This is a genomic window from Roseibium sp., from assembly GCF_039982295.1.
In the GTDB taxonomy this organism is placed as follows: Bacteria; Pseudomonadota; Alphaproteobacteria; order Rhizobiales; family Stappiaceae; genus Roseibium.
Map to the genome: position 1 here is coordinate 25,056 of NZ_JBDWYP010000053.1, position 13,759 is coordinate 38,814.

At 57.3% G+C, this 13,759-nt stretch carries 13 protein-coding genes and 1 pseudogene; 7 read left to right on the forward strand and 7 right to left on the reverse strand.

Features of this window, described 5'->3' with window-relative positions; translation table 11 throughout:
* Window positions 1–31: 31 nt before the first annotated feature.
* The 5 genes from ABJZ52_RS11170 to ABJZ52_RS11190 form a co-directional block, all read right to left on the reverse strand.
* Window positions 32–811 (reverse strand): ABC transporter ATP-binding protein, encoded by a 780-nt coding sequence (locus ABJZ52_RS11170; RefSeq protein WP_348188952.1) that lies wholly within the window; start codon window positions 809–811, stop codon window positions 32–34.
* Entirely contained in the window at window positions 808–1,563 is a 756-nt protein-coding gene (locus ABJZ52_RS11175; protein ID WP_153768816.1) for an ABC transporter ATP-binding protein, read from the reverse strand. Before ABJZ52_RS11175 ends, ABJZ52_RS11170 begins: the two co-directional genes overlap by 4 nt.
* 11 nt (window positions 1,564–1,574) lie before the next feature.
* On the reverse strand, window positions 1,575–2,780 hold the full coding sequence (locus ABJZ52_RS11180; protein ID WP_348188950.1) for a branched-chain amino acid ABC transporter permease: 1,206 nt from the start codon (window positions 2,778–2,780) through the stop codon (window positions 1,575–1,577).
* A 3-nt stretch (window positions 2,781–2,783) separates the two neighbouring features.
* Entirely contained in the window at window positions 2,784–3,815 is a 1,032-nt protein-coding gene (locus ABJZ52_RS11185) for a branched-chain amino acid ABC transporter permease (protein ID WP_348188948.1), read from the reverse strand.
* Window positions 3,816–3,923: 108 nt separating this feature from the next.
* Window positions 3,924–5,279, reverse strand: a complete 1,356-nt coding sequence (locus ABJZ52_RS11190; protein ID WP_348188946.1) for a substrate-binding protein — start codon at window positions 5,277–5,279, stop codon at window positions 3,924–3,926.
* 547 nt (window positions 5,280–5,826) lie between these two features.
* Between ABJZ52_RS11190 and ABJZ52_RS11195 the strand changes: the two genes are divergently transcribed.
* The 7 genes from ABJZ52_RS11195 to ABJZ52_RS11225 all read left to right on the forward strand — a co-directional run bounded on the left by ABJZ52_RS11195 (window position 5,827) and on the right by ABJZ52_RS11225 (window position 12,571).
* Entirely contained in the window at window positions 5,827–6,441 is a 615-nt protein-coding gene (locus ABJZ52_RS11195) for a pyridoxamine 5'-phosphate oxidase family protein (protein ID WP_348188944.1), read from the forward strand.
* An 8-nt stretch (window positions 6,442–6,449) separates the two neighbouring features.
* Window positions 6,450–6,848, forward strand: a complete 399-nt coding sequence (locus ABJZ52_RS11200) for a DUF2306 domain-containing protein (protein WP_348188942.1) — start codon at window positions 6,450–6,452, stop codon at window positions 6,846–6,848.
* A gap of 3 nt (window positions 6,849–6,851) precedes the next feature.
* Window positions 6,852–7,397: an AAA family ATPase gene (locus tag ABJZ52_RS11205; RefSeq protein ID WP_348188940.1), complete on the forward strand. Its 546-nt coding sequence runs from the start codon at window positions 6,852–6,854 to the stop codon at window positions 7,395–7,397.
* Window positions 7,398–7,469: 72 nt separating this feature from the next.
* Complete coding sequence (locus ABJZ52_RS11210; RefSeq protein WP_348188938.1) at window positions 7,470–9,512, forward strand: M3 family metallopeptidase; 2,043 nt, start codon at window positions 7,470–7,472, stop codon at window positions 9,510–9,512.
* 90 nt (window positions 9,513–9,602) lie between these two features.
* Window positions 9,603–10,004, forward strand: a complete 402-nt coding sequence (locus tag ABJZ52_RS11215) for a DUF423 domain-containing protein (protein WP_348188936.1) — start codon at window positions 9,603–9,605, stop codon at window positions 10,002–10,004.
* 57 nt (window positions 10,005–10,061) lie between these two features.
* Window positions 10,062–11,510 (forward strand): cytochrome P450, encoded by a 1,449-nt coding sequence (locus ABJZ52_RS11220; protein ID WP_348208028.1) that lies wholly within the window; start codon window positions 10,062–10,064, stop codon window positions 11,508–11,510.
* Window positions 11,507–12,571 carry a lysophospholipid acyltransferase family protein gene (locus tag ABJZ52_RS11225; protein ID WP_348188932.1) on the forward strand — a complete coding sequence of 355 codons (1,065 nt, stop codon included), beginning with the start codon at window positions 11,507–11,509 and terminating at the stop codon, window positions 12,569–12,571. The genes ABJZ52_RS11220 and ABJZ52_RS11225 overlap by 4 nt, the downstream gene beginning before the upstream one ends.
* An 82-nt stretch (window positions 12,572–12,653) precedes the next feature.
* Here ABJZ52_RS11225 and fghA read toward each other — a convergent pair whose 3' ends face one another.
* Complete coding sequence (gene fghA, locus ABJZ52_RS11230) at window positions 12,654–13,481, reverse strand: S-formylglutathione hydrolase (protein ID WP_348188930.1); 828 nt, start codon at window positions 13,479–13,481, stop codon at window positions 12,654–12,656.
* Window positions 13,482–13,515: 34 nt separating this feature from the next.
* Window positions 13,516–13,713, reverse strand: a pseudogene (locus ABJZ52_RS11235) (GNAT family N-acetyltransferase); the annotation flags it as partial.
* Between the last annotated feature and the right edge of the window lie 46 nt (window positions 13,714–13,759).

Sequence of the window (13,759 nt, forward strand, 5' to 3'; positions counted from 1 at the left end):
TCATGACTGGCAACAACGGAATCACAGACGATCAGATCGCCAGATACTCGTGCCTCAGTTCCACATTGTCGAGCACCTCCTGAGCGGCGCCGTCAAAAACAACCTCGCCCATGTCGAGAATCACCGCCCGGTCCGCCAGATGAAGCGCGGCGATGGCATTCTGCTCAACGATAATGGTGGTGATGCCAAGCTCCTTGACCCCCTCCAAAATGCGCTCGATTTCCTGAACAATCACCGGCGCCAACCCCTCGTAGGGCTCATCCAGCAACAACAGTTTGATATCGCGGGCGAGAACACGCGCCAAGGCAAGCATCTGTTGCTCGCCGCCAGACATGGTCGTACCTTCCTGATTGCGACGTTCGGCAAGGCGCGGGAAATGGTCGTAGATACGCTCGATGGACCAGCCCTTGGGCTCCGCAATCTGGGAGAGTTCCAGGTTCTCCTGCACCGTCAGTCCGGGAATGATCCGCCGGTCTTCCGGGACGAGGCCGACACCGACCCTTGCCGCTTCGAAGCTCTTCATTTCATGAAGCGGCTTGTGATCGAGCCAGATCTCGCCATGTGTCAGCTGCGGATCGTCCATGCGCGCAATCGTCCGCAAGGTCGAGGTCTTGCCCGCGCCGTTGCGGCCAAGAAGTGCGAGGATCTCTCCCTCACGAACATCGAAGTTGACGCCTTGAACAATGTAGCTCTCGCCATAGTAGGCGTGCATGTCCCAGGCGGAAAAGAATGCCGGAGCTCCGCCCTGCGGCTTGACCGGCTTGATGCCCGGCGCAGTCTTGCCGGCAAATTGATCGTCGATAACGCTCATAGATGCGCTCCTCCGAGATAGGCTTCCTGAACGCGCGGGTCGCCCTTGATGTCTTCCGGTTTGCCCTCGGCGATGATTGTGCCCTGCGCCAGGACAGTCACCTTCTGGGCAAGCGAAAACACAACATGCATATCGTGTTCGATGACGACTTTGGTGATCCCGCGATCGCCGATCCGCTTGAGAAGGTCGATCGTGTTGTTGGTATCAGCTCTGGACATGCCGGCTGTGGGTTCGTCCAACAGGAGAAGTTTGGGGTCCTGTGACAGGCACATGGCCAGCTCAAGACGCCGCTTGTCACCACGTGACAAGCTGTTGGCGACCATCTCCCGCTTTTCAGCCAGTCCGACATCCTCGAGCATGTGAAGGGCCTTGTCGCGCACTTCCGTATCCTGATCGACACGGACGAAGGCATGGAGAGCGAACTCACCGTCGCGCTTCGCCAGCGTGGGGATCATGACGTTTTCCAGCAGGGTCAGGTCGCCGAAGATTTCCGGCGTCTGAAAGACGCGCGAGACACCCACCTGGTTGATCTGGTGGGGCTTCATCCCGGTCAGGGAGACGTCCCCGAACATCACGGTTCCGGTGTCAGGGACCAGACGGCCGATCATGCAGTTGAGAAAGGTCGACTTGCCAGCACCGTTCGGTCCAATGATCGCGTGAACCGTGCCTTCTTCCACCTTGAAGTTGACATTGTTGAGAGCACGCAGTCCGCCGAACGACTTGTTCACACCCTCGACTTTGAGGATTTCCATATCAGTTCACCTTATTCAGCTGGCGTGGTCGACGTTTTGGCACTGACGCTCTCGCCGGAGGACGGCTTGCGCTTGAACAGCCGGCCAATCCTCTCGAAGCCTTCCATGATGCCGCCCGGCAGGAAGATGACGATCAGCATGAACATGATGCCAAGGGTCAAATGCCAGCCCTTGCCGATGAAGGGATGAATGACGAACACCAGGAAGTCGGCAAGGCCTTCGGGAAGGCCCGCGAACCAGTCATAGAGAATGTTGTCATTGATCTTGGAGAAGATGTTCTCGCAGTACTTGATGAAGCCTGCGCCAAGCACCGGTCCGATCAAGGTCCCCGCACCACCAAGGATCGTCATCAGAACCACTTCACCTGATGCCGTCCACTGCATGCGCTCGGCACCTGCAAGCGGATCCATCGCCACCATAAGCCCACCAGCCAACCCGGCGTACATTCCGGAGATGACAAAGGCCGCCAGCGTATAGGGCTTGGAGTTCAAGCCGGTGAAGTTCATCCGCTGCTGGTTGGATTTCACGGCCCGCAGCATCATGCCGAAGGGCGAGCGGAAAATCCGAATTGCGATATAGAACGCGACCATCATTACGACCGCGCACAGATAGTAGCCGGCATTGAACGTGAAGAGCCAGCCTCCCATGCTCAGTTCGAAACTGTCACGCATTGCAATGCCGAAGAAGTTGGCCGCCGGGATCGAACCGTCTACCTGGCTAACACCGAGGACACGTGGGTCATTCAATGCCAGTTGCAGGCCGGTTTCCCCGTTGGTGATCGGTGTAAGGACCGAATAGGCCAGCGAAAACGACATCTGCGCAAAGGCAAGGGTCAGGATAGAGAAGTAGATGCCTGAACGCCGCAGGGAAATGTACCCGACCAGCAGGGAGAACAGACCCGCAAAGACCACCGACATGAAGATCGCCGGAATGACATTCATGGTCAGCAGCTTCATCATCCAGACACCGGCGTAGGAACCGACACCCAGGAAAGCCGCATGGCCAAAGCTGAGGTAGCCCGTGAGGCCGAAGAGAATGTTGAAGCCGACTGCGAAGATCCCGAAAATCAGGAAACGCTGCATCAGATCCGGATAGCCTGCATTGAATTGCGCCAGCTCCGAGCCTTCCGGGAACGGGTTCAACAGGAGCGGAGCAAACACCACGAGTGCAAGCACGAGGAAGAAGAGCGAAGTGTCTTTTTTGTTAAGTCCAAGCATGATTTAGCTTTCCATAACACCTTTGCGGCCCATCAGACCTCGCGGACGGGTCAGGAGGATCACGATCGCAACGAGATAGATGATGATCTGGTTGATGCCTGGGAACAGCGCAACGACCTGGGCCATAGAGGCGAAACTTTCCAGAATGCCCAACAGGAACCCTGCGGCGACTGCGCCCGGCAGGGAGCCCATACCGCCGACAACCACCACAACGAAGCTCAGAACAAGGAAGTCCATGCCCATGTGGTAATTGGGTGAATTGATCGGGGCGTACATCACCCCTGCGAGCCCGGCCACCACCGCGGCCAATGCGAACATGAAGGTGAACCGCCGGTCGATATCGATCCCCAGAAGGCCGACTGTCTCCCTGTCTGCCATGCCCGCACGCACCACCATGCCGAAGGTCGTGAACCGGAGGAAGGCAAACACTGCGCCGACGATGAGCGCCGCAAACAAGAAGTAGACGATACGCCAGTACGGATAGATGATCACATTCGGATCCATGCCCACCAGGGCACCGAAATCGAAGCTGCCTGCAAAGGCCGTCGGCGCAGGCGTCGGGATAGGGTTCGCGCCGTAGAAATACTTGATGATTTCCTGCAAGACGATGGCAAGGCCGAAGGTCACAAGGATCTGGTCGGCGTGCGGACGCTTGTAGAAATGCTTGATCAGGCCGCGCTCCATGACAAGGCCAACCAGGGCCATGATCGGAATGGAGAACAGGATCGCCAGGGGAACCGACCAGTCGATAATGGCCGCCCCCACTTCCGGACCGAACCATGATTCCACATAGGGTGTTTCGACTTTGAGCGGGTTGCCGAGGAAATCCTTGCGCGTTTCGTCAATTGTCACGAAGGACAAGGACAAAAGCCGGCTCAAGGTCACGGCGCAGAAGGCCCCGATCATGAACAAGGCCCCATGGGCGAAGTTCACAACGCCCAGGGTGCCGAAGATGAGGGTCAACCCCAAGGCAATCAGCGCATAGGCTGATCCTTTGTCCAGACCATTCAAGATTTGAAGAAGTATCGCGTCCATCGCTCTCAGCTCGGATCATCAGCGCGCGTCACGGCAACACCCAGCCGCGCGAATTGCAAGGAATAAGGACAGGGCGGAAGAATCGCCCTGTCCCTCAGTTTTTGAAGATTATGCGCCCGGGTTACAGGTGCCGAGAGCACCACCGGCAAACTGCGGATGATCCGGCGCGTAAGTGACCTGCTCGGCAGGTGTGACCTCAACGATTTCAAGAAGATCGAACTCGGAAGTCGGGTTTTCTTTACCCTTCACAACGAGAACGTCCTTGAAGCACTGGTGGTCTTCTGCGCGGTACAGCGTCTTGCCATTACCCAATCCGTCGAACTCGAAGCCTTCCAGGGCTTCCACGACGGCGCATGGGTTGAAGGTGCCCGCACGCTCACAGGCATCAGCATAGAGCAGCGCCTGAACATAGGTCGTGTGAGCGGCCTGGCTCGGCGGGAAGCCGTACTTCTGACCGAAGGAACGAACGAATGCCTGAGAGCCTTCGTCGGTCAGAGACCAGTGCCAGTTGGTGGAACCGAAGATGCCTTTAACGTTGGCGCCTGCACCCTTCGCCATCAGGCGGGAGTAAAGCGGAACGATGATCTCGAAGTTCTTGCCGTTCACGACCTTGTCGCGAAGACCGAACTGAACCGCGTTGGTGAGCGAGTTCACCATGTTGCCGCCGTAGTGGTTCAGCACCAGAACGTCTGCGTCAGACTGCAAGACCGGTGTGATGTAGGCGGAGAAGTCAGTCGCAGCCAGCGGGGTCTTGACTGTCTCGACAGTTTCCCAGCCCATTGCTTCTGTGGATTCCTTGACCGCCTGCTCTGTGGTGTAACCCCAGTTGTAGTCGGCTGTCAGGTGGTAGGCCTTGCGGTCACTGCCGTAAGCATTCTTCAACACCGGAGCAAGTGCTGCACCGGACATGTAGGAGTTGAAGAAGTGACGGAAGCCGTTGGCCTTGCGGTCCTTGCCGGTGGTGTCGTTGGAGTGTGTCAGACCGGCCATGAAGATGACGCCGGCTTCCTGGCAGAGTGCCTGCACAGCCACAGCCACACCAGAGGACGAACCGCCGGTGATCATGATGGCGCCGTCTTTTTCGATCATGGACTTGGCAGAAGCACGCGCAGCATCAGACTTGGTCTGCGTGTCACCGGTTACGAACTCGACTTTCTTGCCGAGAATACCGCTGCCCTTCAGCGCCTTCGACGAGAAGGTGTTCAACATTCCGCCGTCGCCGCCGCCATTGAGGTGCTCGACAGCAAGCTGATACGCACGCAGTTCATCCGCACCCTCGTCCGCATAAGGACCGGTCTGAGGTACGTTGAAGCCGAGCGTCACAGTGGAACCGGTTGGTTCGTTCAGGTAACCGGCCGACCATGCGTTGCTGGTGAAGATCGTCGGAGCCGCCAGGCCGATGCCACCTGCGGCACCAGCGCGCAAAAGGGAACGACGGCTAAGTGGTTTACGTATAAGGGTCATGCTTTCCTCCCAGAAAGGCCCAAAAGCCTACACGAATGTCTGCAAACACTTGCAGGATGTGCCAGCGGCCCCGAGCAACACATTCCGGTCAAAACAACGACCACATTGCCGCAGGGACTACGAGCTGTTTCGACTGTAGAAAGGCCCAGACCAAACAAGCAATACGACTATCGGCGTGGTCTAGTTGGCCAAACCGCAGGGAAAGACTTGAACCCATGGGAAGAATTCACACACCTCACAGAAATGATGCAGCGCATCATTTCTGTATCCGGCTATTTTTATTTGATAAATGACAACCGACACCGCATCGCAGCATGGTCAACTCGATATAACCGGCTAATTTATCTCCAAAACGTCTTATCCAAAAGTCAAAGACGCATCTTTCCCAAGAGCGCTTCAGAATTGTACCCATGGGCCCAGCGCACCCTTTATTCGCCTGAAATGCTGCCGTCGAATCGACCATTCGCAAGAATGACAAGAGCGTCTGCAGGATTCTTCCAGCTCCGAAGCAAGCCTGAAGATAAAACGTGAAAACCAGGGATCGACCATGAACCATCTGATCACTTCCGCCGAAGAACTCCACAAGCTCTACGGCACACCTGGATTGGCCTCCACCGCAAAGGTATCCGATCGGGTGACGACGCAATACCGGGCTCTCATCGAGGCCTCCCCCTTCTGCGCCCTGGCAACCGCAGGCCCGGAGGGTCTTGACTGCTCGCCGCGTGGTGACGCCGGTCAGTGTCTCGTTATCCAGGATGAAAGAACGCTTCTGATGCCAGACCGGCGTGGCAACAACCGTATCGATTCCCTGGCCAACATCGTCCGCGACCCTCGCATCGCCCTGATGATGCTCATACCCGGATCTGGCAGTACCCTGCGCATCAACGGTACGGCCGAGTTGACCACTGACCCCGAGCTTTTGAAGAACCTCGCCATGAAGGGCAAGGAACCCCGCTGCGTGATCCGCATAACCATCTCGGAGATCTATTTCCAATGTGCTCGTGCCGTCATTCGCGCAGGTCTTTGGGACAGTGCCAATCATGTCGACGCGGCTGCCCTCCCCACCCCTGGGCAAATCCTGGAGCACATGTCGAGCGGCGAAGCCGGCGGCAAGGCCTATGATGACGAATGGCCGGATCGCGCCGCCCAATCAATGTGGTAAGGTGCGCCATGACAATTGACCCGTTATTGGAAGCTGGTTGGCTGGTAGCAAGTCACGCAATTGCTGCCCTCGCAGCTTTCGCGCTTGGTGCCGTTCAATTGGCATCGCCCAAGGGCACTCTTCCTCACAGGACGCTTGGTTACGTCTGGGTGATTTTGATGCTCTGGATCGCCGGGTCGAGCTTTTTCATCTATGAAATTCGCCTATGGGGACCGTTCAGCCCGATCCATATCCTCTCTCTTCTGACCCTCTACGGTCTGATCAGCGGCGTCCTTGAGGCGCGACGCAAAGGCATACGCGAGCATCGAAAGACCATGTTCCTGCTCTACACCGGAGCTTTGCTGATAGCCGGTTTTTTCGCGTTCATGCCTGGTCGAACCATGCATACGGTTCTATTCGGGATCTAGCCTATGCCGAGCCCCTTCATTCTCTCGGGCTGCTCGGGCGGCGGGAAGTCTTCCATTCTGAATGAATTGAAAGACCGTGGCTTCACGGTGGTGCCGGAAGCTGGACGGCGAGTGGTCGCGGACGCACTCCAAACCAATTCAGCCGCCCTGCCCTGGATCGATCCACAGGCCTTTTGTTGCGCCTGTTGCGATCTGCACATGCAGGATCTGGCGAAGCTTCCGGATCAGGATTCCCGCATTTTTCTCGACCGCTCTCTAGTAGATCTCGTTGCCTACCTGGCAATGAAGAGGATCACAGTTCCAGACAATCTCCGTGCAGCCTTGCGCGCTGTATCCTACTCGAAAATCGTTTTCCTCACGCCGCCATGGCAGGAGATTTTCGTCAATGACAGTGAGCGCAAGGCTTCATTTGAGGAAGCCACTCTTGAATATGAGCACCTCCTGTCCTCCTATCAATCTATCGGTTATCAAGTCACGCTCCTGCCCAGGACGTCGATCACTGAGCGAACTGATATGCTGCTAAATGAACTTGATCAGGTGGACGCTTGAGCTTTCCCCTTGGAACACGCCACGATCCACGCCATATCTCATTGAAATTCAAATAAAGCCCTTGAGGATGTCATGACCGCAAACCCGCTTCTGACCGAATGGAACACTCCGTTCGAGCTACCGCCATTCTCGGAAATCGAACCGGCCCATTTCACCGAAGCGTTCGAAGCGGCCATGGCGCAGGCCCGCGCTGAAATCAACGCGATCGCCGACAACGCGGAAGCCCCGACATTTGACAACACCATTCAAGCGTTGGAAACGTCTGGCGAGTTGCTGAGCCGCGCCGCGCGCACCTTCTACAATCTCAGCGGCGCCCATACCAATCCTGACCTTCAGGCCATCGAGCGTGACATGGCGCCGAAATTCGCAAAGCACGGGTCGGAAACCTTTCAAAATGAAGCGCTTTTTCAGCGGATCGCGGCCCTTTGGAGTCAGCGCGGCGAGCTTGGCCTTGATGAGGAACAGGCCCGTGTCCTGGAGCGCTACCACACCATGTTCCAACGTGCAGGTGCCGGGCTTGACGCGGATGGCAAATCCCGCATGGCAGAGATCTCGCAAAACCTCGCCAGCATCGGCACTCAGTTTGCGCAGAACGTGCTGAAAGACGAAGCCGACTACAAACTTGTCCTCGAAAGCGAGGAAGACCTGGCTGGGCTGCCCGACTTCCTGATCGCGGCAGCAGCCGAAGCCGCTGCAGAACGCGGACTTGAAGGCAAATACGTCATCACTCTGTCGCGCTCATCCATCGAGCCTTTTCTGCAGTTCTCGACCAACCGACCCTTGCGCGAAACCGCTTTCAAGGCCTGGTCCGGCCGGGGAGAAGGCGGTGGTGAAACCGACAACCGCGAGATTGTTTCCAGGACCGTTGCCCTGCGCGCAGAAAAAGCAGAATTGCTCGGCTTCGACAGTTTCGCCCATTTCAAGCTCGACGACACCATGGCGAAAACGCCAGACGCTGTTCGCGAGCTCCTGACCAAGGTCTGGACGCCCGCTCTCAAACGAGCCCGCGAAGAGGAAGCAAAGCTAGCAGACATGGCACGGTCCGAAGGCGGAAACTTCAAGATCGCCCCCTGGGACTGGCGTCACTACGCCGAAAAGGTGCGCAAGGCCGAATTCGATCTCGATGAAACCGAGTTGAAGCCCTACCTCCAACTCGACAAGATCATCGAAGCCGCATTCGACACAGCGACGCGCCTGTTCGGGCTGAGCTTTGAGGAAAAGCATGGCCTGCCGACCTATCATGCCGATGTGCGGGTCTTCGAGGTCAAGGACCTGGACGGCAAGCATGTCGGATTGTTCCTGGGCGATTATTTCGCGCGCGCCTCAAAACGCTCCGGAGCCTGGATGAGCGCCTTCCGCTCCCAGCATAGACTGGATGGTGAGGTCTCCCCAATCATCGTGAATGTGATGAACTTCTCCAAGGGCGCACCCGGCGAAGCAACCCTTCTCACGTTTGACGACGCCCGCACCCTGTTCCACGAGTTCGGCCATGGCCTCCACGGGCTCTTGTCGAATGTCACCTACCCGATGATCTCCGGCACAGGTGTTGCGCGAGACTTTGTAGAACTGCCCTCACAGCTCTACGAACACTGGCTGTCAGAGCCCGAAGTCCTGTCGCGCTTTGCAGTCCATTACAAAACGGGCGAAGCCATGCCGAAAGCCTTGCTGGACAAGCTGCTGGCAGCCGAGAATTTCAATCAGGGTTTCGCAACGGTCGAATACACGGCCTGCGCCCTTGTCGATCTAGAAATTCACCTCCTGACCGAAGCAGGCGACCTTGATGTGACCAACTTCGAAAAGAAGACCCTTCAGGCAATCGACATGCCGGATGCGATCACGATGCGCCACCGGGTGCCTCACTTTGCCCACGCCTTCGCAGGTGACGGCTATTCTGCCGGCTATTACAGCTACATGTGGTCGGAAGTCATGGATGCCGACGCCTTTGGCGCCTTCGAGGAAAAGGGCGACATCTTTGACCCTGAAACGGCGGAGAAACTCTACACACACATCTACTCTGCTGGAGGTCGTCCGAACCCTGCGCAAACCTACAAGGCCTTCCGCGGCCGCGCACCGGAAATCAATGCGCTTTTGACCAAGCGCGGGTTGGCCGCATAGGCTTTATGCGGGACTGATAGCAATATCGGGCGAAGAGCGAGCCGTGCGTTGCTCCCCGCCCGGGACAAGACAAGCTGCAAGGACTTGAAAATGAGCCATCGAACCGTCAGCGCACCAGATGAGCCGACGTCTCCGATCATGCGGATCGCCCTTGTTCTTGGTGGCCTGTTCGGCGCAGCCGGTGTCATGCTGATGGCGGCTTCTGCCCATATCGACACCACCGGCCTTGTAGGCACGGCAGCCGAGATGTTGCTGTTCCATGCCCCCGTTTTCCTTGCGATCTCCGCGCTGGCTCAGGTCCGGCGCATTCCATTTTTACCCGTCGGCGTTGTTCTATTGGCAATTGGTCTTGCCCTCTTTTGCGGCGACCTTCTGTTTCGCGCCTTTCTCGATCAGCGGCTGTTTCCCATGTCCGCACCCACGGGCGGGATGATGTTGATCCTGGGCTGGGTTGCTTTGGCGCTTTCTGCCCTGCGTGTACGGGCGCGCTAGACAGCAACAAGGCCCTCCTCCCAACAAACAGGGGTGCCATCGGTGAAGTTTGGCGATATGACTGAGCCAATTGCCGACGAAGGACTTTCAAAAGGAACTCAGTTGACTGTTTCCGCACCGCCAAAAAGCGCCGAGAAAACAGAGGCTTTTGTGCCTCCCTACCCGTTCCGCTACGAGCAGATGCCGCCGATCTGGACCCTGATCGGAATGGCAAAAAAGAACTTCCTGTCGATCTGGGGCATGGGTGATTTTCAAAGCCGTTTGAGAAGTACACGGGTTTTTACCCGTGAGTTGGTGATCTGCAATCGCCCCGATGTCGTGCGAGAAGCATTCCAGTCCAACCACCGCGCCCTGCAGCGCAAAAGCCCTCAGATGCGCCACGCGCTCGAACCACTTCTCGGAGATGGACTTTTCGTAAGCGACACAGACACTTGGGCCAAGCGGCGCAAAGTCGTGGCGCCGATCATCCATGGCTCCCGTGTTCCGGGTTTCGCGCCGATTATGGTCGATACCATCATTGAGAAGCGCGATGAGTGGGCAGCGCTACCCAATGGCGCAGAGATAGACGCGCTGGAGGAAATGGCCCACCTCACAGCGGAAATTATCTCACGCACCATTTTCGGTAGAAACCTGGGCGCCAACTATGCCAGCGAAGTGGTTGAAGGGTTCTCGGACTATCAGCGCCACATCGACCAGATTGATCTGATTTCCATGTTCGGCTTGCCGGAATGGTTGCCTCGGTTTCGGGGACGCGCCATCCGGAAATCAAAGGATCGGATTCTGAAGGTTCTAGACGAGATCATCGACAGCTATAGCGCCCAAAAGGACGCTGGCGAGGCTTCCGTCATCGGCGGTCTCCTGGAAGCACGCGATGAAAACGGCGAACCGCTGAGCCGCGATGCGATCCGCAATGAAGCTGCGGTCATCTTCATGGCAGGACATGAAACAACAGCCAACACCCTTGCATGGGCGTGGTATCTCCTCTCCCAATCTCCGGCAACCGCCCAAAAGCTCCATCTGGAGATCGACACGGTCCTCGGCGACAAGACGCCAACCTTCAAGGATGTGGCCGACCTGCCCTACACCAAGGCGGTGATTGAGGAAACGCTGCGGCTCTATCCGCCCGTGCCGATCCTGGCCCGCGAAGCGATGGAAGACACCGAAATCGGCGGCAAGGCAATCCCCAAGGGCTCCCTGGTCATGGTGGTTCCCTGGCTCATGCATCGCAACCCCGTTCTGTGGAGCAAGCCTGACGCCTTCTGGCCAGAGCGCTTCCTGCAGAAATCCAAACGCCCGAACAAATACGGCTATGTGCCTTTCTCCATCGGCCCACGGATCTGCGCCGGTCTTCAGTTCGGCATGACCGAGGCCATCCTGAGCCTGGCGATACTTGCTCGAAAGTTCGAGCCCAAGCTCAAGCCCGGAACAGATGTGCAGCCGGTCGCCCGTCTGACGCTTCGTCCAGGAGCGGATCTGCCCATGTTGCTGCAAACCCGGGCCGCATGACGCCTTCAAAGCAGACGCACGCAGACTTGAGAAGCCGGCTGCGGCTTGAAGACATTCCCTTCCGCGAAACCAGGCCGGAAGAGCCCCCCGCCCCTTCGGTGCAGGCTCTCTTCGGCCCCGCGGGACATCAGCGAACCGCAGCACGGCGATACTGGATCACTCATCCGGTTGACGGTCTTCTCAACACCGTCTTTCACGCGCTGCTCGCACGGCTTCCTGCACGCTTCGTCTCGGCCTTCGGCCATTCGACCGCGGATCTGGCACGCCTGAGATACAGGAAACGCATTTTTGCACGGCGGATCGAGCGGAACTTTCACGCGCTGACGTCAAATCCCGGTCGCAACGATCAGGAACAGCAGGACGGATTGAAACGCTGGTGGCGCAACATCGGCCGCACAATGGCCGAGTTCTCCAAGGCAAACCACCTTTGGCGTGAGGACCACTTGAAGGTCCAGGGACTGGAGAATCTTGAGCGGACGCAGGAGCTTGGCAAGCCACTGATCTTTGTGTCCATGCACCTGGGAACCTGGGAAGCAGCGTTCACAGCCATTCACGAAGGGTTGGCTGCACCAAGCATCGGGCCATTTCAGCCGGAGCCGAACCGTTTCACAAATCGCATCGTCTACAAGCTTAGAAAACGGCGAAACCAGTATCTGTTTCCACCCGGTCAACGCAGCGCCATTCGCCTGCACAAGCTGCTGCGCAGCAACGCAGCTTCATTGACGATCTTCATCGACGAGGTCCGGGACAATCAGGTTCACATGCCAGCATTCGGCCGCCCAATGCCGGACAAAGGCAACGCGCTGGTCACAATCAAGCTGGCAAACGCGGCAGGCGGCACAATTGTACCGTTCTATCTGAAGCGCAAAAACGGTCCGGATTTCGATCTCAACATCTTGCCGCCGCTGCAACCAGATGGATCTGACCAGGGCAAACGCTACGACCTGAAGCAGACACTTCAGACCCTCAACGATATCTTCGAGCCAATCGTTCTGGAGAATATCGAGCACTGGTACATGCTGGGCGAATTGCGGCTACCGCCAAACTTCAAAAAGACCTGAGACGATAAATGCGAGAAGAGCCTGTCCTGACAGGAGGCGATGGATCAATCCAGCGTTCGCCACCTGCAGGGACACACTCCGATCAGCGTTTCAGGCGTTCTGCGTGCCAGGCAACGTGATCGCGTCCGAAGGTCGACACGGTGAAGTAGGAATGATCATAACCTTCTTGCATGCGAAACACGGATGACGTTCTGGTTTCGGCCAACGCAGATGCCAGAGATTCCGGTTTCAGCAGATCCAGAAACTGGTCACTTGCGCCCTGATCAACAAGAATGTCGCCCTTCCAGCCCCTATCATGCAAGAGCAGCGTCGCGTCATGTGCGGACCAAAGGCTCTCGTCATCGCCAAGGTAGGCGCCAAGCTGCTTGCGGCCCCAGTCCGACTGGGTCGGATTGGCGATCGGGGCAAAGGCTGACAGGGAAACGAAAAGTTCCGGATTGCGCATCGCCAGCGTCAATGCGCCATGCCCGCCCATGGAATGGCCCGTCACACCGTGGCTTTCGGTGATAGAAAAATTGCCCTGCACCAGCTTGCGGAGCTCTTGAACGATGTAGTCTTCCATCTGGAAGTGCGGCTTCCAGGGGTCTTGCGTTGCGTTGACGTAAAAGCCTGCGCCCTGCCCCAGGTCATAGGCATCGTCGTTGGCAACGCCTTCGCCGCGCGGGCTTGTGTCCGCAAACACCACAGCAACGCCGAACTCAGCAGCATGAGCCTGAAGCCCGGCCTTTGTCATGGCATTCTCATGCGTACAGGTCAGGCCGGAGAGATACCACAACACCGGCACGGGCCCCTGGCTGGCTTGAGGCGGCATATAGACCGCAAAGGTCATCTCGACACCGCAAACCCCGGACACGTGGCTATAGACGCCCTGAACGCCTCCAAAACTGCGGTTTTCCGAAATAGTTTTCATGGATCAGCTCTTTCTATGAGGCAAACTGAAATGGTCACGCCTGGTTCAGATCCTTGAACATCACCAGAGCATCTACATAACCGTTTGAAGGGTGTTTGAAGGCGCCCGGCAGCCGACCAACGATGTTAAAGCCGTAACTTTGCCAGATCGTGATCGCGCGCGTGTTCGTCGAGACAACGAAGTTGAACTGCATGGCCCTGAAACCGCGCTCCGGCGCTGTTTTCAAGGCATGTCCGGACCCTCCTCATTGTCCGCCAGACACATCGGACGGACAACAA

Bases quoted from the DNA above. Each gene is read 5' to 3' on its own strand.
- ABJZ52_RS11220 (WP_348208028.1), top strand. From the start codon at position 10,062: ATGACTGAGCCAATTGCCGACGAAGGACTTTCAAAAGGAACTCAGTTG.
- ABJZ52_RS11200 (WP_348188942.1), top strand. From the start codon at position 6,450: ATGACAATTGACCCGTTATTGGAAGCTGGTTGGCTGGTAGCAAGTCAC.
- ABJZ52_RS11175 (WP_153768816.1), bottom strand. From the start codon at position 1,563: ATGGAAATCCTCAAAGTCGAGGGTGTGAACAAGTCGTTCGGCGGACTG.
- fghA (WP_348188930.1), bottom strand. From the start codon at position 13,481: ATGAAAACTATTTCGGAAAACCGCAGTTTTGGAGGCGTTCAGGGCGTC.
- ABJZ52_RS11170 (WP_348188952.1), bottom strand. From the start codon at position 811: ATGAGCGTTATCGACGATCAATTTGCCGGCAAGACTGCGCCGGGCATC.
- ABJZ52_RS11195 (WP_348188944.1), top strand. From the start codon at position 5,827: ATGAACCATCTGATCACTTCCGCCGAAGAACTCCACAAGCTCTACGGC.
- ABJZ52_RS11210 (WP_348188938.1), top strand. From the start codon at position 7,470: ATGACCGCAAACCCGCTTCTGACCGAATGGAACACTCCGTTCGAGCTA.
- ABJZ52_RS11185 (WP_348188948.1), bottom strand. From the start codon at position 3,815: ATGGACGCGATACTTCTTCAAATCTTGAATGGTCTGGACAAAGGATCA.
- ABJZ52_RS11215 (WP_348188936.1), top strand. From the start codon at position 9,603: ATGAGCCATCGAACCGTCAGCGCACCAGATGAGCCGACGTCTCCGATC.
- ABJZ52_RS11190 (WP_348188946.1), bottom strand. From the start codon at position 5,279: ATGACCCTTATACGTAAACCACTTAGCCGTCGTTCCCTTTTGCGCGCT.
- ABJZ52_RS11225 (WP_348188932.1), top strand. From the start codon at position 11,507: ATGACGCCTTCAAAGCAGACGCACGCAGACTTGAGAAGCCGGCTGCGG.
- ABJZ52_RS11205 (WP_348188940.1), top strand. From the start codon at position 6,852: ATGCCGAGCCCCTTCATTCTCTCGGGCTGCTCGGGCGGCGGGAAGTCT.
- ABJZ52_RS11180 (WP_348188950.1), bottom strand. From the start codon at position 2,780: ATGCTTGGACTTAACAAAAAAGACACTTCGCTCTTCTTCCTCGTGCTT.